General features: G+C 40.0%; 20 protein-coding genes and 1 pseudogene. 11 read left to right on the forward strand and 10 right to left on the reverse strand.

Features of this window, described 5'->3' with window-relative positions:
- Positions 1–60: 60 nt before the first annotated feature.
- A pseudogene (locus P4S60_RS10960) lies at positions 61–1,126 on the reverse strand (AI-2E family transporter).
- On the reverse strand, positions 1,119–1,337 hold the full coding sequence (locus P4S60_RS10965; protein ID WP_063706947.1) for a hypothetical protein: 219 nt from the start codon (positions 1,335–1,337) through the stop codon (positions 1,119–1,121). Before P4S60_RS10965 ends, P4S60_RS10960 begins: the two are co-directional and overlap by 8 nt.
- Positions 1,338–1,492: 155 nt before the next feature.
- Here P4S60_RS10965 and P4S60_RS10970 point away from each other — a divergent pair, with 155 nt between their 5' ends.
- The 5 genes from P4S60_RS10970 to P4S60_RS10990 are packed head-to-tail and all read left to right on the forward strand — an operon-like array spanning position 1,493 to position 5,028.
- Positions 1,493–2,158, forward strand: a complete 666-nt coding sequence (locus P4S60_RS10970; RefSeq protein ID WP_288344052.1) for a hypothetical protein — start codon at positions 1,493–1,495, stop codon at positions 2,156–2,158.
- A 1-nt stretch (position 2,159) separates the two neighbouring features.
- Positions 2,160–3,620 carry a M48 family metalloprotease gene (locus tag P4S60_RS10975; protein WP_337115984.1) on the forward strand — a complete coding sequence of 487 codons (1,461 nt, stop codon included), beginning with the start codon at positions 2,160–2,162 and terminating at the stop codon, positions 3,618–3,620.
- Positions 3,621–3,674: 54 nt separating this feature from the next.
- Positions 3,675–4,022 carry an arsenate reductase (glutaredoxin) gene (gene arsC, locus P4S60_RS10980; protein WP_119853368.1) on the forward strand — a complete coding sequence of 116 codons (348 nt, stop codon included), beginning with the start codon at positions 3,675–3,677 and terminating at the stop codon, positions 4,020–4,022.
- A complete protein-coding gene (gene wrbA / locus P4S60_RS10985; protein ID WP_337115985.1) occupies positions 4,022–4,576 on the forward strand; it encodes an NAD(P)H:quinone oxidoreductase in 555 nt (184 codons plus the stop codon). The genes arsC and wrbA overlap by 1 nt, the downstream gene beginning before the upstream one ends.
- Positions 4,573–5,028 (forward strand): DUF2069 domain-containing protein, encoded by a 456-nt coding sequence (locus P4S60_RS10990; RefSeq protein WP_062566939.1) that lies wholly within the window; start codon positions 4,573–4,575, stop codon positions 5,026–5,028. The genes wrbA and P4S60_RS10990 overlap by 4 nt, the downstream gene beginning before the upstream one ends.
- 83 nt (positions 5,029–5,111) lie before the next feature.
- Here the strand turns inward: P4S60_RS10990 and P4S60_RS10995 are convergent, their stop codons facing one another.
- Entirely contained in the window at positions 5,112–6,449 is a 1,338-nt protein-coding gene (locus P4S60_RS10995; protein ID WP_337115986.1) for an ankyrin repeat domain-containing protein, read from the reverse strand.
- A 301-nt stretch (positions 6,450–6,750) separates the two neighbouring features.
- Entirely contained in the window at positions 6,751–7,344 is a 594-nt protein-coding gene (locus P4S60_RS11000; RefSeq protein WP_063706935.1) for an MlaC/ttg2D family ABC transporter substrate-binding protein, read from the reverse strand.
- Positions 7,345–7,579: 235 nt separating this feature from the next.
- Here P4S60_RS11000 and P4S60_RS11005 point away from each other — a divergent pair, with 235 nt between their 5' ends.
- A complete protein-coding gene (locus tag P4S60_RS11005) occupies positions 7,580–8,116 on the forward strand; it encodes an acyloxyacyl hydrolase (protein WP_105175175.1) in 537 nt (178 codons plus the stop codon).
- A gap of 40 nt (positions 8,117–8,156) precedes the next feature.
- Positions 8,157–8,303, forward strand: coding sequence for a DUF2897 family protein (locus P4S60_RS11010; protein WP_105175176.1), 147 nt, complete (start codon positions 8,157–8,159; stop codon positions 8,301–8,303).
- A gap of 33 nt (positions 8,304–8,336) precedes the next feature.
- Here the strand turns inward: P4S60_RS11010 and P4S60_RS11015 are convergent, their stop codons facing one another.
- Together P4S60_RS11015 and bamC are read right to left on the reverse strand one after the other, a co-directional pair.
- A complete protein-coding gene (locus tag P4S60_RS11015; protein ID WP_105175177.1) occupies positions 8,337–9,704 on the reverse strand; it encodes a YjiH family protein in 1,368 nt (455 codons plus the stop codon).
- Positions 9,705–9,775: 71 nt separating this feature from the next.
- Positions 9,776–10,837 carry an outer membrane protein assembly factor BamC gene (gene bamC, locus P4S60_RS11020; RefSeq protein ID WP_063706928.1) on the reverse strand — a complete coding sequence of 354 codons (1,062 nt, stop codon included), beginning with the start codon at positions 10,835–10,837 and terminating at the stop codon, positions 9,776–9,778.
- A gap of 368 nt (positions 10,838–11,205) precedes the next feature.
- Here bamC and P4S60_RS11025 point away from each other — a divergent pair, with 368 nt between their 5' ends.
- The 3 genes from P4S60_RS11025 (at position 11,206) to P4S60_RS11035 (ending at position 13,406) form a co-directional block, all read left to right on the forward strand.
- The gene (locus tag P4S60_RS11025) at positions 11,206–11,739 is read left to right on the forward strand and encodes a glycine cleavage system protein R (RefSeq protein ID WP_063706926.1); all 534 of its coding nucleotides are present in this window, start codon (positions 11,206–11,208) and stop codon (positions 11,737–11,739) included.
- A gap of 10 nt (positions 11,740–11,749) precedes the next feature.
- Positions 11,750–12,229 carry a thioredoxin-dependent thiol peroxidase gene (gene bcp / locus P4S60_RS11030; RefSeq protein WP_337115987.1) on the forward strand — a complete coding sequence of 160 codons (480 nt, stop codon included), beginning with the start codon at positions 11,750–11,752 and terminating at the stop codon, positions 12,227–12,229.
- 691 nt (positions 12,230–12,920) lie between these two features.
- Positions 12,921–13,406, forward strand: coding sequence for a DUF6622 family protein (locus P4S60_RS11035; protein WP_337115988.1), 486 nt, complete (start codon positions 12,921–12,923; stop codon positions 13,404–13,406).
- Between the two features lie 22 nt (positions 13,407–13,428).
- Here the strand turns inward: P4S60_RS11035 and queE are convergent, their stop codons facing one another.
- The gene (gene queE, locus P4S60_RS11040) at positions 13,429–14,094 is read right to left on the reverse strand and encodes a 7-carboxy-7-deazaguanine synthase QueE (RefSeq protein WP_063706915.1); all 666 of its coding nucleotides are present in this window, start codon (positions 14,092–14,094) and stop codon (positions 13,429–13,431) included.
- Positions 14,095–14,215: 121 nt separating this feature from the next.
- Between queE and queC the strand changes: the two genes are divergently transcribed.
- The gene (queC, locus tag P4S60_RS11045) at positions 14,216–14,896 is read left to right on the forward strand and encodes a 7-cyano-7-deazaguanine synthase QueC (protein WP_267894589.1); all 681 of its coding nucleotides are present in this window, start codon (positions 14,216–14,218) and stop codon (positions 14,894–14,896) included.
- Positions 14,897–14,936: 40 nt separating this feature from the next.
- On the opposite strand, the gene P4S60_RS11050 is transcribed toward queC, so the two are convergent.
- The 3 genes from P4S60_RS11050 to P4S60_RS11060 form a co-directional block, all read right to left on the reverse strand.
- Entirely contained in the window at positions 14,937–17,111 is a 2,175-nt protein-coding gene (locus P4S60_RS11050; RefSeq protein ID WP_337115989.1) for an exonuclease domain-containing protein, read from the reverse strand.
- A gap of 66 nt (positions 17,112–17,177) precedes the next feature.
- Entirely contained in the window at positions 17,178–17,366 is a 189-nt protein-coding gene (locus tag P4S60_RS11055; RefSeq protein ID WP_054553751.1) for a DUF3185 family protein, read from the reverse strand.
- Positions 17,367–17,441: 75 nt separating this feature from the next.
- Positions 17,442–18,500 carry a sensor histidine kinase gene (locus tag P4S60_RS11060; protein WP_337115990.1) on the reverse strand — a complete coding sequence of 353 codons (1,059 nt, stop codon included), beginning with the start codon at positions 18,498–18,500 and terminating at the stop codon, positions 17,442–17,444.
- Positions 18,501–18,503 lie beyond the last annotated feature (3 nt).

Raw genomic sequence — 18,503 nt, forward strand, 5'->3', positions numbered from 1 at the left:
GCTAAATTATAATAATCAATTAGTCAGTAAAGTGCGCTTTCTATACTTTTTAAGACTAAGCTAACTTTCTATTAGCTCAACCTTCTTAGAAGACCAGGCATTTATAAGCGCTTTTACTAATGAAGCCAGCGGTATTGCAAAGAACACCCCCAAAAACCCCACAAACCACCAAAAAACAGTACTGCAACGATAATAAACACGGGGTTTAAATCGACCGCTTCAGAGAACAGTAACGGCACTAACACGTTGCCATCAAGTGCTTGGATCACGCCATAGATGATTAAAATGGTCCAAAATTGTGTTTCTAAACCAAACTGAAATAACGCCACGGCGGCTACAGGAATGGTCACCAATGCCGCCCCTACAAATGGAATAAGCACCGACAAGCCAACCAACACACCGAGTAAAGCTGCATAGCGAAGATCAAGTACTGCAAAGGCAATAAAAGATGCAGTACCAACAATTAATATTTCAAACACCTTACCGCGAATATAATTCATGATTTGCTGATTCATTTCTTGCCAAACTTGAATGATCAAGCGGCGCTGTTTAGGCAGTAACCGCTCAGCACTTTGCGTGAGCTCTAACTTATCTTTAAGCATAAAAAACACTAAAAGCGGCACTAAAATCAGATAAATCAACCATGCCGCCACGTCTTTTATCGAGGTTAACGACACTGATAGCACTAACTGGCCAAATTCAATGGCTTTGGTTTCAACACTGGCAACAATTGATTTAACCTGATCTTCAGTTATCAAACTTGGGTAATCTTCCGGAAGGTGTAATAGCAGTGCTTTGCCCTTTTCGATCATATAAGGCGTTTCTTGAACAAGGTTGCTGGTTTGCTGCCAAAGCACCGGCCCCATACCAACAATAATTGTGATCATTAATCCACTGAATACCAACATCACGATAATCGTCGCGGTAAACCGTTTTAAACCTAGCTTTTCTAAATGGGCTACGGGCCAATCAAGTAAATAAGCAATCACCAAGGCGACTAACACTGGTACGATTAACGAACCAAAAAATAGAAAAATGCAAAGGTTGCAATAAGCAGTAACAACAAAGTTACTGAATGGGGATCTGAAAATTTATTTTCGTACCAGGCTTTTACATACTCAAACACGAATGGGCTCCACGGTTAGCACACCTAATTCTAGGTCAATTTTAAAATGGTAATGATGTTTTTCTAAAAATCGCTGCATATCGTCCGTTGCCTCTGCAGCATTGAATGTAAAAGTCACGGCTTGTTGAGCCGATATTGCCTTATTCAACCCTAATTTAAACTGAATAAATTGTTGAGGACACTTATAGTCCCTTAAATCAACCGTTAACATAGCGAATCAACTGCGTTATTAATATGAATAATAAGTATAAGATGTCAGCATCTTGCAAAAATAAGTCTTTATAATGAGAAACAACTCATTTTTTTCTTAAAACACGCAAAACAATAGTTTATCCTTAATCAATAACTGGTAGTAAAGGAAACAAGATGCCTGCCTCGCATAATAAAGCGCAATTACCTGCGAATCCAACTCTTAAAGAGATTAACTGGTATAAAAAACAAATAAATTGGGGCGAGCTGCCGCCTTTTTATCATATGGTGGCATCTTCTGTTAGCGAATCTGAAGGGATTTTGGATCACGGCTTTGATAATGCGGTGAAACGATTAATTGATCCACGCAACTGGAACCTCGATATATTAGACGGTTATGAAACCGACATGGGCGAAATTGTCTGTGAGCAAAAACCACGTATCGCATTACATCAAAGTTTTACCGACCGAGGCTTCGAATTATGGGCCTATCCTTATGCAAAAGATGTTACAGTAGATCAGTACATTAAAGACAATCGCTTTATGGAATTTAAGGTGTGGGATCCACACACCATGAAAAACCTAATTCGCTTTAACCAGCTTCATAAATTCATCGCTTTTTACTTTGAAAGAGGCGATAAAGCTGACAAAGCATTAATCCTTCATGCCCATAAAGTAGTGCATAAAATCATAACTTTTTTACAACGAGAGTTGAACGTTGTTAAGCTAGATGGAGTCACAATAAAAGATTTCTATCAATTGTGCGAAAAAGACAGCCGAGCATGCAGCGACGAAATAGACATAGCAAAAGTCATGTTAGGTGAGCAAATCAACAAGGAATAAGATGCGACTAAAATCAGCCTTTATTACACTATGCAGTGCATTACTCACATTTTCGATACTGCATAGTGAGCCGTTGAAGGCACAAACTAACTTTAAGCTGCCCGATTTAGGGACCTCAGCTTTACAAGCTTTGCCGATTGAAAAAGAACAAGCAATTGGTGAAGTGATGATGATGCAAATTCGTGGCTCATCACCGGTTGTGAATGATCCTGTTCTTGATGAATACCTCACTACCCTAGGTAGACGTTTAGTGGCGAATGCCAACGATGTTCGTTTTCCATTCTCCTTTTTTTGGCTAAACAATCCTGAGATTAACGCCTTTGCCTTTTACGGTGGCCATGTAGGTGTGCATACGGGTCTTATCGCTCAAGCGGATAACGAAAGCCAATTTGCTTCAGTACTTGGACATGAGATAGCTCACGTAACGCGCCGCCATTTAGCCCGTCGTATTCAACAACAACAAGATAACAGTGCGTTAACCATCGCTGGTATGATTGCAGGTATTTTAGCTACTGTAGTGGCACCTGATGCCGGTATTGCAATTATCTCTGCAAACCAAACCCAAGCGGCATTTAGTCAATTAACTCACAGCCGTGCAGCAGAGCAAGAGGCGGACCGCATTGGTATGCAGACCTTAAATAATGCCGGATTTGATCCTCGCCAATCGAGTGAGTTTTTAACTAAACTTGCTGCACAAATCCGTTATAAATATAAGCCGCCGGCATTTTTGCTGACTCACCCATTACCTGAAAGCCGCGTTTCTGATGTGCGCTTGCGTGCCGAGCAATACCCAAAAAAACACTATGCCGATAGCTTAGAATTTAACTTAGCTAAGAGCCGTGTTATTGCCCGTTATCATCAAAAAGCCAAAGCAGCTGAAGATTTGTTTCGTAAATTAATGCGTGAAAACACCGTACATAATGACACCGCACTCAAGTACGGTTTAGGGATTAGCTTATTAGATCAGAAAAAGCTTGATGAAGCAGCCAGCATTTTGAATCCTTTACTTGAGCAAGATCCAAAGAACTTATTTTATATCGATACCCACACCGACTTATTGATTGCACAAGGCAAAGCGAATGAAGCGGTAGAGTTTTTAGCTAAACTAGATATCGATAGACCAAACAATCAGGTGATTGCCTTAAACTATGCAAATGCTGCGATGGAAGCAAAACAATTTGACCTTGCTGAGCGTATTTTAAAATCTTACTTATTAGCGAAACCTGAAAACAATCTTGCAAAAGAGCTCATTGCTGATGTCTATAAAAAGCAAGAAAACATGGCTTCTTATCACGAAGCCCATGCTGATGTTCTTGCCCAATATGGCGCTTATTTAAAAGCAGCGGATGAAATTCAAAAAGCACTCAACTTTGTTGAGCCAGAAGAATTAGTAAAACAACAGCGTTTAAAAGCTCTACTCACGCAATACCGTCAATTACAAAAAGAGCTTGCGAGACTTTAAGTCTCGCGGCGCTTGCCCTAAAATAAGCCAAATTATTAAATGTGAGAACACACCATGTCTGTGACTATTTATCATAATCCACGTTGTTCAAAATCGCGTGAAACACTTGCGCTATTAGAAAGCAATAACGTACAACCAAGTGTTGTTGAATACCTAAAAACTCCGCTTAATGAACAGCAAATTGCGACTTTAATTAGCCAACTTGGCTTTACCTCTGCCCGTGAATTAATGCGCACGAAAGAAGACATCTACAAAGAACTTGAACTTAAGAACGAACAAAACGAAGACAAGTTAATTGCAGCGATGGTTGCAAACCCTAAACTCATCGAGCGCCCTATTGTTGAGCACAATGGCAAAGCAGCCCTTGGTCGTCCGCCAGAAAACGTATTAAGCGTACTTTAATGGCTATAAACATTGTTGTGCTATATCACTCAAGCCATGGCTCTGTAGAAGCTATGGCGCATGAGATAGCCGAGTCGATTGAGCAACAAGGTGCTACAGCCTTGCTGCGCACATTTGTAAAGCGACAGCCACACGATATTGTGATCAGCAAAGATGATCTTATTAATTGTGATGGCTTAGCCTTTGGCACCCCTACGCGATTTGGCATGATGGCCTCACAAGCAAAAACCTTTTGGGAAACCACCAGTGATCTATGGCTGAAAGGTCAGCTGATAGATAAACCTGCTTGTGTTTTTTCGTCATCAAGCAGTATGCATGGTGGTAACGAAGCCACCTTGTTGAATCTATCATTACCACTGTTACATCACGGCATGATGTTGCTAGGTGTGCCTTATGAGGTGCCTGAATTACTTGCAACTGAAACCGGCGGTACGCCATACGGTGCAACTCATGTGGCCGGTAGCAATAACAGCAATGTATTAAGTAAAGACGAAATTAAAATTTGCCAAAGCGTTGGAAAACGCTTGGCACTAATTGCGAGTAAATTAAAATGAGCTTGGAACCTGAGCTAAATCAGCCTGTTGCAAAAAAACCAATTACAAAACGATTCCAACGTTTTGCGCTGATTGGCTATATCGGCTTATTAGTTTTAATGCCAATTTGGCTGTTTTTAATTGCCCCAAGAGAAGGCCACAGTAACGCCTTTATCTTTGTTGTTTATATACTGCCTCTGCTGTTACCACTTAAGGGCATCATTCAAGATAAACCTTATACCTATGCGTGGGCGAACTTTATCGTGATGTTCTATTTCATCCATGGTTTTACATTACTATGGGTCGCTCAAGAGCAGCTGATTTGGGTATTACTTGAGTTAACTTTTGCCAGTCTGATGTTTATTGGCTGCACCTATTATGCACGCCATCGTGGACAAGAACTTGGCCTTAAGATACGTAAATTAAAAGAAGAGCTGGCTGAAGAAAAAGCGGCACATGAGCACGACAAATAAACACGTTTGTTTTGCAAAAATGAAACAAAAACGGCAACCTAGGTTGCCGTTTTTTTATGTCACTTTATATAGCTTTTATGTCATCACACCAACTCAGCTAAGGTGGCTAGCGCGACAATACTTGCTAGCCCCACTTGGCCAATTAAGCTAAATAATGAGAACAGTCTTAATATAAACAGCCCCCATGGATGACGGATATGCGGGTAAAGTGCACAGCGTTTCAAGCTTGTAGCAAAGAAAAAGCATAAAATCGAAACCAGCGTAAAGCTCAGCGTTAATTCGCTTTTAATGGCAATACTGTCATCAAAAAAGAAGAACAACTGCACAGGTAATAACAAGGTTACAATCGCGTGTAGTAAGTGCACTTTTTTAACGCGATCAAACTGCCCTTCTGGCGAAAGCTCTTTAATGCCGAAGTCATGCTCAAGGCACTTCACTAAGTTATCTGCTTTAATGCTTACTGCTAATCGGTAGCAACTTAAACCGTCGTTGTTACGCACTCTAAAGTCATAACCCGCTTTCAAAAGCAACACGAGTAAAGGTCCATTCTCGGCTAAGACAGCGTAATGTAATGCTGTATTTCCTTTGTTGTCTCGGGCTTTTTTGTCTTGATGCTCAAGTATAGTCTCAACAACATTCACATAGCCTTTTTCGGTCGCCCACATAAAGGCTGTTTTACCGTTTTCGTCAGCTAATGCACCGGTTGCACCTTGCTCAATAAAACGTTTTGCCATGGTTTGTTTAGCATTTTCGTGACTTAAATGAGCAAGTAAAGCTTGTTCAAGTAACGAGGCAGAATCAACATCTGGAGACACCAGTTTCAACAAGGTAAAGTAATCTTCACCATGGGCAACTTTTTCGGCCGCTAGTACTGTTAGTGGTTCAAGATCAGCCACAGAGTCAGGGATAAAACCACTAAAACGATCTCTAAAATCAACTTCGGTCCACAGCTCTAAAACATCGTCCGCAGACATTTTTGCACCGTGATTAAGAACATGTTCAATCACAGTAAAATAGCGACGATTAAATAACTGATGGATGAGTGTAATAGGTGTTTTAACGGCCGATTGAGCGAATGCGCTGGCGTATTTCTCTAAGCGCTGGCACAACATCAAAACAAGACTTTCTGGTGTGTAGTCGTTTTCTAAAAAATGCGTTTTCATAGCATTAATATAATGCAACGCCGCTTCATCAAACTCAGAAATATGTTGGAAATAGCACTCTTCAAACGGTTCAAGAGGAGTCAACCAAGTAAGATAATAAATCGGCGGAAGAACCGTCGTACACACACCGTCATCTTCATTAGTAGAACGACATGCCGGCCAAGCTTCTAAAGCATCTAAAATATAGGCCCCGTTTTGCTCAGCTAATCCTTTGATCAGTAACGGGTATTCCTTTGGCCAAATCAGTACATTTTCCATTAAAAAAACACAACTCCGCTGCACATTATTCGATGTCTTATTAAGCAATTAGTTATAGCAAAATTTAACTGACAGTTTGCTTAATATTGCTACCAATAACACAGTATCTGAACAGATACTTTGGTAAACAAGAAAAGTAGCATGATTCTACCACAGAGGGTTACAGGTGCTAGCGCAAAGTAGGTGATTTTTAAAGAAAATAGAAAAGCAGCGGCACATGGACGGTACTCACTGCTTGGTTGGAGACTGAAAGTAGCTAAAATGCCCGATGAGGTGAAGTTAATCGAGCATTTGGACTAACTTACTTACTTGCTAATTCGTGTGTTACTTCATCAATGCCAACTTGGCTGATGCGCTGTAAAACTTCTTTTTGCTTCGCGCTTAACAGTGAGATGCCTTCAGCAACGATATCGTATACTTTCCACTGCTTATCTTTGCCTTGACGTAATTTAAAGTGCAAATCAATGGCTGGCGCATTGTCATCAACAATTTGCGTTTTAACGGTTGCATAACCGTCGTCGATGAGTTGTGATTGATCAAAAATAACTTTTTGGCCTGTGTATTTCATCAGCGCGCCAGCGTAAGTGACAGTTAAGTAATGCTCAACTGCTGCTATAAAATCAACAGCTTGCTCACGACGTAAGCCCTTAATGTGCTTACCTAAAAGCTTATACGATACAAACTTAATGTCCATGTGTGGCAATAAGCGTTTTTCAACAATGCTTGCCATCGCTTCTGAACTTGCATCACCTTTCGCATTCACATTTGCAATATCAACAAATAAATCTGCTGTGACTGACTCTAATAATTGCTTTGGCGAACTGTCTTCGCTTGCAAAAGTAGATGCAGTAAAAAGAGCTGCAATTAGCAAAAATGAGTTAACTAGTTTGGTCATCGTATTCACCTCTTAACGAAAATTTTCGCTAATATACCGATAATAAATCCATAAAAAAAGAAACAATCCGACACCGTTTTAATGCCAATTAAGCACCAATCAATTTTCCCCATAGTTTTCAGTTAATTGCTAAAAAATATGAGAATGTGCACAGCTTCTGTGTATTTACGCACATTGAAAAGTTCTTACCCCCGCCCTTATCTACTTGCTCACAGTCATAATGAGAAGTACCGAGATGAAACTAAAACGCCCATTAAAAGCACTTATGTTAAGTGCAGCAGCACTCTTAGCAGCACCCATTTATGCCGCTTCAAATCATGGTTATGCCATTGATTACATTCAAGGAGAAGGTGATGTAAAAGGTTTAAAATTGGCTTATCAATATCATATACCCAATGAAATGTTGCCCTTGCAACACGCCCGTCTTTACTTCGAATCAAGCTTTAATATTTGGGAATATGGTAAACATAACAAACATCAAACCAATGTAGTGTTAGCCATGTCTCCAGTGATCCAATACCCTGTATTTAACGTGAAAAACATGCCTGTGTATGTGGAGTTTGGAATTGGCGTTTCCCTGTTAGATGACACCCATTTTGCCGGCAAAAATGTCAGTACTCACTATCAGTTTGAAGATAGGTTGGGTTTAGTTGCTGACTTAGGGAGTGGCTCTACGTTAGCGCTAAGATATTTACATTACTCTAATGCTGGCTTTAAAAGCCCTAATCCCGGCCTTGATTTCATTTCTTTGTCTTATGCTAGACGGTTTTAAGTGCTACTATGAAAGCCATGTATAACTGCAGGATTTAAAAATGGAAACATGGCAAATTATTGCGGTCATTGTTGTTGTATTTGGGGTGGTTATTGGCAATTTATTGCTGCTAAAACATGCGGCGAAAATGGATTTCAAACTACCAAAAACAGATGATGAAAAAGATAAAAAAAGCCCTGATGAATGATCAGGGCTTTTTCGTTGTAAGTTAAAATTTATCTTACACTAACCAATGTGCCATTAAGACAATCACCGGTAATGTCACTAAGGTTCTTAAAATAAAGATTAAAAACAACTCAACAATATTCACCGGAATTTTGCTACCTAAAAGCAATGCACCTACTTCTGACATATAAATCAACTGCGTCACGCTCATAGCAGCAATAATAAAGCGCGTCACATCACTTTCGATGCTACCCGCTGCAAGAATTGACGGAATAAACATATCAGCAAAGCCGACCATAATTGTTTGCGCAGCAGCCTCAGCTTCTGGAACTTGTAATAACTCTAAGAATGGTACAAATGGTTTGCCCATATACTCAAAAATTGGCGTATATTCAGCAATGATCAAAGCAAACGTGCCCACAGCCATAACCACAGGTAATACTGCAAATACCATATCAAATGCGTTATGTAAGCCTTCTTTTAGTGTGCCGCCTACCCCAGGTGCAGTGCGCGCTTTAGCCAATGCAACATCAAGTGAATGGGCAACCAATGTTTTACCCTCAGGCACTGACTCAGCATCTTTATCAGGCTCTGTACCATCTACATAGAGGTCTTTTTTGAAGCGCAGTGGAGGTAAACGAGGCACAATTAATGCGGCTGCTAAACCCGCTAAACACACAGTTAAATAGAAAGGTGCGAAAAGGTGCTCAAGCTTTACTTGGCCTATAACAACTAAACAAAAAGTGATTGATACAGCAGAGAATGTGGTACCAATAATAGCCGCTTCTCGTTGCGTATAATGTTTATCTTCATACTGGCGAGCGGTCATCAAAATACCCACACTGCCATCGCCTAACCATGATGCCACACAGTTAACCGCACTGCGGCCTGGCACACCAAAAAGCGGACGCATCACTTTAGTTAATAAGGTACCGACTAATTCTAACAAGCCGAAATTTAGTAATAACGGTAATAGTAATCCCGCTAAAATAAATACAGAGAATAATACTGGCAGTAAGTCGTTGAGTACCAACGCCCCCGTATTACCGGAAATAATCATTTCTGGCCCTTGCTTTGTGTAGGTCAGAACGATAAATACCATGCCCAGTAATCGAACACTCAGCCAAAGCCAACTAACATCAAATAAATGCTTAATTATAAAGAACTTAAGTAATGGTTGTGGCTTAAATAGCTTTATCACTAAAGATAAAATACCGGTGATGCAGACAATACTGGTGATCAAACCCAATGCGAATGGGGCAATCCACTCCTGTACTGCTTTTGCCATAACAGCAATTGGAATGGTCATTGCTTCACCTATGGGTACCGGCGTCATAAACAAGAAGACACCTATAAGTGAAGGAACGAAAAAGGTAAACAAGGTTCGCAAGTCACTGCGATTTGCTGTGTTTAAGTTAGACATATTTTCAACCTGTAAAAACCACAAAAAGAGCGGCTAAGCTCTTTTTGTGGTGGTTTTAACTTTTTTAATTATTAAATATTGATACCGCGCTGACGCAGTGCATTTTCTAATGCTTGCTGGAGGTCATTCATTGTACCAGGCTCTAATGTCGAACCTTCAGAGTCCATCCACGTTAAACTTGTACCGCCATCATTGGTGCGGCTAACAAGAATTTGGTATTGGCCATCTTCAATTGGCAGCTCAGCTAACTCTTCGCCCCAAATTGAATCCCATACGCTTGACTCAGGCTTTTTGTAATCAGCCGTGATCAAACCACGTTCTTGGTCAATTTCTACAATAGTGAAAGATAGACGCTCTAAGAAACCAGAGAAACGATCAAACACCATGTTGTAATCTTGCTCAGTAACCAGTGCTGCATTACCTTTGTTATCAAAGCCCATTTCTAAAGAAATAATGCCTTGTTGTTTGCGCATTTCAACTTCAAGCTGACGATAACGGTAATCAAACTCTGCAATCACTTGATTTAATGCGCGTACTTCTAGCTGTTGTTGAAGTAGCGGCGTTAGCGGTACAGAATCGCTCTTATAATCAGCAAGCTTAGACGTTAATGAGGCTGTACGTTGATGTGACTTTTCTTCAATTGTGAAGATGAAGCGCTGTTGAGATACTTCCGTTTCGGTTTCCCAGAACCAACCTTCTTCAGGTTTAATAATGGCATACCAACCTGTTTCAATTGAATTTGAGGCTTTGTCTTCTTTTAAAGCGGCGGTATTTTTTTCAGCTAAAACGGCTTTGATAGAGTCCCAGATAAAGACATCTAAATCTTCTATACCATCGTTTTTATCAAAATAAACGCGCGCTTCTGTGTCACCTTCTTCAACCCAAGTACCTTGAGCAATAGTAATCACTTGCGCTGGCGGACGATAGTTTTTAGCTTCAGGATTGTTGTCGTATTGCGCAACATCCATTTTATAAGTTGGATCTTGAGCTGGTTGCGCTAACCCTGCTGGTGCTTTCACCGCATCATTAGCACGATAATTACGTTTGTGGTGCGCTTCATCGGTGAATACACCGCACCCAGTTAAACTTACCATTACGCTTACAGCAAGCGCCTTTGAGATCCAATACTGCACAGATATTTCTCCTTAGCAAACCCTTAATTTTTTTAACAAATGTATGAGTGGGTAATGCCGATTTGGTTCACTGTAAAATCACTTTTAACTTTACATTTATTGTTTTTATGCAAAAAACCCGAATAGATTGGGCTAGCGTAACGTGTTTGAATGCTTATCGCCTTGCAAAATTTTAACTATGGTACTTTCTGATGCCCCTAAAAACAAGAAAGAGCGTACTTTATTCACGGCTTAATTAATCGCCGCTATCGTTAACGGTGCGAATTATGTTAAACTTCGCCGCCGTGCGTTATTAAACTCACGTGAAATCAAAGCTTATTCAAGCTTATATCCATTGGTATTGTTAATTACTAGGTATTTAAAATTCCATGACTGCTTTTACAAATCACCAGATAGTGCTCACTGCGATTGGCGAAGATAGACCCGGTATCGTTAGCGAATTGACTCAGTTAGTGAGTGATTGCCATTGCAATATAATTGACAGTCGCATTGCTATTTTGGGCAACGAATTTACCTTTATCATGCTATTAGCAGGTGACATGTCGGCTATTAGCCGCATAGAACACACACTGCCAACTAAAGGTATGGAACTTGGTCTTTTAACCATGATGAAACGCACTGCAAGCCATGTTGCATGTGAATTTTGTGCCGGCTACACCCTCGAATACACAGGTATTGATACACCTGGAACATTAAGTAAAGTTACGCGCTTTTTTGCTGATAACCACATTAGTATTTGTTCTCTTAAGTCAGACACCTACGATGAAGATGACGAGCTTAAAATGCGCTGTGAACTCGAGTTTAATATTCCTGTTGAAGTCGATATTGATAACTTTAAAGTGAGCTTTGAAGATCTTTCTCGTAGTTTGAACGTAGATTATATTTTCAGACGCATTCGCTAAGGAGCAAAGCATGAAAACAATTAATCCATTACAGGCAGGCGATACGGCCCCTGCTTTTAGCTTACAAAATCAAAATGACGAGACTATTGTACTCGCTGAACTTTTAAAAGAGCAGCAAGTACTGGTTTATTTCTACCCTAAAGCGTCAACACCAGGTTGTACTGTACAAGCAGAGAACTTACGTGATGAAAAAGCTGAGCTTGCTAAATTAAATACGCGTGTTGTGGGTATCAGCCCAGATCCAATCAAGCGTTTAAAGAATTTTGAAACCAAAAAAGAGCTTAACTTTGATTTATTAGCCGACGAAGATCACGCGATTGCTGATGCCTTTGGTATTTGGGGTTACAAGAAGTTTATGGGCAAAGAATACGAGGGAATTCATCGTATTAGCTTCCTTGTAGGCCAAGACGGCAAAATCAAACATGTGTTTGATAAGTTTAAAACCAAAGACCATCATCAGGTGGTGTTGGACTATTTAGTGCAGAATTGATAGTTACGAGTTACGAGTTACGAGTTACGAGAACATAGTAAAAAAGCGTTGCCATGGTGCAACGCTTTTTTGTTTTTAAGGCCACTGACTCAATTGACATACTTATATAAATAGCAGTAAAACAGGAATAAATTTAGATATTTTTCATCTAAAAGTTACCTAACTAGGAGCTTTAAGTAGTGCCTTCAAGAGCACAAAGTATAGGGCTTACCGAAAAAGAGAGCGTTAACTATGCTATTAAAAGAAAAGTTAGTTATTTTATTGGGTGTTATTTGGTTCTCATTAGGAGTGATCTTTGTTATCGGTTTCGAGCCAATTGAAAAATTGTTAATATGCCTAGGCTTCTTTATATACTTTTATAGATATATATATGCTTTTATTCTTAATAAAAGCATATATGCCCCTCACACAGGTCAGGAGATCACTCCTGTGCCTGAAAACAAAATATTGAGATTAGTATTATTTTTTCTTGGAATTTTTTCTTGCACTGGATCAACTTTCTTTGTTGGTTAGGATGGAGTTACGAGAACATAGTAAAAAAGCGTTGCCATGGTGCAACGCTTTTTTGTTTTAAAGGCTACTGACTCAATTGACAAACTTTTATAAATAGCAGATAAAATAGGAACACGCGTCGCGCTTTAAACGACACGACTAAATAACTTCCTAAAAATAATAAAAACAAGGATGTAAAATGATTATTGAAATTTTAACTCACACACCACTTTGGGTTTATGGTCTGTTTGTTGGCCTTATTTTTGTTGGTTGGCAACAAACTCGCGAGCGCCATGTAAAGCAGTCCACATTATTGATACTGCCGCTGGGCATGCTTGCTTTATCATTTTTTGGTGCGACTTCAAGCTTTGGTTATAGCTTAACGATTATGTTGCTCTGGCTAGCTGGCGTTTTGAGCAGTACGATCATTGGTTTATTGCTGTTTTCTGCTTCATCAGCAAGTTATCAAGCCCAAAGCGCGTCTTTCAAAGTACCTGGCAGTTGGTGGCCAATGATATTCATCATGGCTATCTTCTTTACTAAATATGTGGTAGGTGTATTAACAAGCATTAAGCCAGAGCTTTTTGCGAATGCCGCTCTCGTGTTATCACTTGCCGCTTTTTACGGTATTTTATCGGGCACTTTCATCGCCCGAGCAATCAGAGTGTTAAAAGTAAAAAATTGATACTAAGAACTAGCCAGATAAACTAGCTAATTCCTAAATATTTGTGTACTTGAACCGATAAACGCCAGTTCTTTGCAATACAGGTTTCAATGGCAAGTTTGGTTGCTGAGGTCTTTTGACTAATTGGTTGTAGATACACTAAACGTGGATTCACACCTGTTTTTAAGAATAAATCTTCGAGCTCTTCCACATGCTTTTGCATTGCAACAGGGTGCTTAATTTCATCAGCACGCTGCATAGCACTACGTAAAACGTTGTAGCCACCACGCATATTAATTTTTGGTGATACAGTGACCCATGTCTGCTCTGGGACTAAAATTTCAAATGTGCCGCTGGTTTCAATTTGAGTTGAGTAGCCATTTGCGTGTAGTAGCTCGCACACTGGATTTAGGTCGTACATGCAAGGCTCACCACCGGTGATCACTACATGCTTTGCGTTGTAGCCACGTTCTTTAAATAGCGCTAACACTTGCTCCGCAGTTGCTTCCGCCCAATGATCTGAGTCTGCTTTTTTCTCTACCGTCTCATCAAGTGACACTTTATATACATTATCAACGTCCCATGTTTGTTTTGTATCACACCAAGCACAACCCACAGGGCAGCCTTGTAACCGTAAAAAGATTGAAGGTGTACCCGTAAAACTTGCTTCACCTTGAATTGTTTCAAACACTTCGTTAATTTTGTACAAAAGACATCTCACTTACGACACAACGGTATAAAATACATACCATCAAAAAACCAAAAACACGCGCAAAAATTGTTATTTAGGCCCGGGCCGTGTAGTATATCGCGCCCTGAAGTAAACCTCTATCAAAAGTAAGAGCAAAACAGATATGACGCAAAAAGTAGTTGTGATTTATTCCGGCGGTATGGACTCATTTACCGTATTAAATAAAGCCCTGCAACAAGGCCACGAAGTGTATGCCCTGTCTTTCGACTACGGCCAGCGTCATGTTAAAGAGCTTAAAGTAGCCGCTCAAGTATGTGAAAAGTTAGGTGTTTCTCATAAGATTGTTGATATTTCAGCAATCAACCAACTCATTGGTGGTTCATCACTGACTGATGATATCGATGTGCCAGAAGGTCACTACGAAGAAGAAAGCATGAAGAGCACAATTGTGCCTAACCGCAACATGATTCTACTCTCACTGGCTGTGGGTTATGCGGTGTCTTTAAAAGCTAGTAAAGTTTATTACGGTGCCCATTCAGGCGATCATGCAATTTATCCAGACTGTCGTCCTGAGTTCGTACAAAAGATGGATGATGTTTGCCGTATTGCCAATTACGACGCTGTTGAGATTTTCAGCCCATACTTAAACAATACCAAAATCGACATTTTAACCGACGGTTTAAAAATGGGTCTTGATTATAGCCAAACGTGGACCTGTTATAACGGCCGCGACAAAGCCTGTGGTAAATGTGGCGCCTGCCAAGAGCGCTTAGAAGCCTTTGCATTAAATAACGTTACCGACCCTATCGAATACGAATAACCTAATTTAGAATGGGACAGTTTAAGTTTAAAAGGCGAGTTTAACTCGCCTTTTTTGATTGTGTTTGTTGAATCAGATTTAACAGCTCTGCCGTAGCAGTTGCATCGGCTAATGCTCTATGGTGATTCGTTAAATTCAATTCAAAATGTGCTCCTAAGTTACCGAGCGAATATGACTTAAGCTTTGGAAATGCCTTACGTGATTCAACTACGGTACAGAGCTTTGGCATTTTAAAACCTTGCCCGATTGCACTGTATTCTTTGCGAATAAAGCCGTAATCAAAATTTACATTATGGGCAACAAATACACTGCCTTTTAATAGTGAGCGCAGTGTATCGGCAACCTCTTCAAAGCGTGGCGCATCACGTACCATAGCGGCGTTTATCCCCGTTAACTTGGTAATAAAGGTAGGAATACTACGCTCAGGATTGATTAAACTCGCCCATTGGTTGATTACTTCGCCTGCTTGTAACTGCACAACCGCAATTTCGGTAATTTTATTGTTACCTTGAACACCGCCGGTGGTTTCTATATCCACCACACTGTAAATTCGATTCGGATCATTAAACCAATTTACCGCAACGATATTCACTGCAAAGCCATGTTGTTTTAACACCTCAATACTGACGAGTTGATTGCGTCTTAGTTTGTCGCCAGGGGCTTTTACTTCCTCAAAGGTAAGCTTATCCTCTTTAAGCACCATCAAGTCTGGGTAGCCATCTTTGAGCTGCTTAAAGGTTTTTGTCATTTGTAGTAAATGCGCTTTTAAATTTTCAAGCGGGCTGTGTTTTATTAATACCTCTAGCGGCTCTAAAATTTCGCTGTGCCACACAAACACAGCGTTAGGGGCTTCATAAAACTGCCCTGCGTTTTTGCAAACATATTTATATAAGGCTTCATTGCTAGTGAATTTTGCAAGCTTTTGTTCAATTTGTGTTTGTTGCACTGTGTAAAAACAATCAGCCAGCAACACCTTTGGATATAGATCAAATTCATTACACGGCGGATGCGGCGTCTCTATAAAGAGTTCTTGCCAGAACGTTAAGGTAAAAAGACTCAACCAAAGATTATTTTCAGTAAAAAATACCGTATTGCCAAGCTGTTGATAGTGCTCACACACTCCTTGCTCGACATCGCCACGGTAAATGTCATCAACCTCTAATTGATGCTCTGTATCAATGAGCATTTGTGTTAAGCGTGAGCGTTGTTGTTTGTTATATTTACGCTGTAAAAAGTCCTCCGCAAAATACAAAATGCCATCATCAAGTGGGTCTTGAATAACTTGCTCAAGCTTTTGTTCTACCCAGCTTTTATCACCTTGTTTGTAACGCTGGCGAATTGCTAGCTCTTGCGCTTCACTGCTGCCTTCACAGTGCTCAAGTAATTCAAATGCATATGCTAAGTCATGCTCTTTAAGCTGCTTATATAAGCGGATCAGTAATTTGTTTTTGATACTCTGAGCTAATTCATCTTCAGAGCTAATGGCTAAAAGTGCTTGGGCTAAGTTCTGATACTCTGTGTGTGACTCGCTTTCTTTGAACTGCATTCGCAGCTTATTTAATTGATAATGCGTTTGTGCTTCGGCTAGCGTTTGAAAACGAGAGATGCTCTCACTGACATCACCACGTACTTTTGCAATTCCTAAATCACGCATCACAAACCGATTTTGATGATTGATATCGCCGCCACTTAGTCGACCGCTATGTAAAAACTCAAAGTATTCATAATACTGACTTCGACTATTGACCACGAACTGGCTAAACAACGACTCTAATTCACTGTGGTTGCGATCAATATGCTCTTTACACAGTTGAGTTAAGCGCTGTTTACTGGCTGACTTTTTGTAATCAGGTTGAGTTGCCATTAACTCATCATTTGCTAATAAGGTTAACAGGGTTGGTTTGGTTAAATGCTCAAGCAATAGATCTAATTCATCGCTGCTAGGATGTGCCACCAGCCCTTGCTGCTTTAGCTTAAAAATAGCACCGTACAGATTAGGGATCTCTTCATAATTTAATGATGACAACGCGACGATTTTTGGCTTTCGAGAATAAATACGCAGCAAAGTACATAAGCTTTGCTCATCCAGCTGAAGGAGTTTTTCAAGAAAAAACTGCTGCGCTTCTAAAAGCAGATGCTTGCACTGAGATTGTATAAATTCAGCAAGCTCAAAGAAGTGACTTAAATAATATTTTGCTGGTAATTGTGTTTTCATAGCCAAACCCGACACTGTATATAAAAACAGTATCAGGTATTAGCTAATTGATTTCAATGTTTGCGGTTATTTAACTTTTAAAATACCCACAATTGCGCAAATTGCGCCCCCAACCATACCGAGCCAAGCTTCAATTGGTGTATCACCACTAAACGTGCGGCTGATTTGCGCACTTGCAGAGTCATACACGTTATATCCCCATACGGCTAGCGCCACACCAATAACGATTAAAGCAATACCTATAATTTTTCCCATCGTGTTGTTCCTTATTGTTATTAATTTCTTTTTGATAACCTCAGTGTTGCACACATATTAAACGCCTGCAAAGCCTTAAGAAATAATCAAACTAAAGGTTATGTTTTGCCCACTTAACGACACCTGAAGTTCAGCATCAATTGCTTTACTTAACGATTTAGCAATAGATAAGCCTAACCCAAAGTTATCATTAGAGGTTCTGGCGCTGTCTTTTTGCCAGAGTGGATCAAATAACTGGCTCAAATCCTCTTCTGTCAAAGGCACTTTTAATTCATTTGTAACCGTGAATTGCAGCTTATCCTCTTTATTCAATAGCGTGCATACAGTCACAACGCTCTTATCAGGGCTATATTGCTTGGCGTTATTTACAAGGTTGGTGATAATTGATTCAAGGGCAAATAAGTTACTGACAATGGCAGGAATATCATCTTGAAACTCAAACTTAATCCGCTCTAAATCACACTTTTCTAAGGTGCGCAAAATAACCTGGTTTAAATCACATGCATCTTGCTTTGGGAGTGCTTCATCACTGTATTTATGCAGTAATAATAAGTTCGACACAATGCTCTTTAAACGCTGGCTAATTTTTAGCACTTCAGGTTTAAAGTCTGCCTCAAACTCTTTTTCATTTGGAAACCGAATTGCCACTTCAGCCATATTAATAAGCTCAGCAATCGGCGTTTTTAATTCATGGGCAATATCTGAGGTTAAGCGTTTTTCGCGAAAATAAAGCTGGCGGTTTTCCTGGATAAAGGCATTTAAGTTATCAACAATAGGTTGCAGCTCTTTTACAGGCTCTTTTATTGTTATCACAGCATTTTTATCAGCAATACTAATCCGGCTAATATCCCGGTTTAGTTTATTCAGTGGCGCTAAAGAACTGTCGACCGATTTACGTACAAAAAGCCGAATAAACACAATGACGGTCACTGTGGTAACAATAAAAATAACGTCAATTAACCACAAAATAAAATCAACTTCTTCAGAAGACGCGGCATAGGCCAAAGTAAGCGTGCTGTGATGTGGTCTACTCACTCCATCATAAAAATTCCTATGTGAGTGCGAGTCAAGTTGCGGCTGAAAACGAGTATAAATGATTCGTCCATCACGACCATCCGGTAGCTGGGTGCTCATTAT

Origin of the sequence: Pseudoalteromonas sp. Hal040 (assembly GCF_037162425.1) — a bacterium.
GTDB lineage: Bacteria > Pseudomonadota > Gammaproteobacteria > Enterobacterales > Alteromonadaceae > Pseudoalteromonas > Pseudoalteromonas gelatinilytica.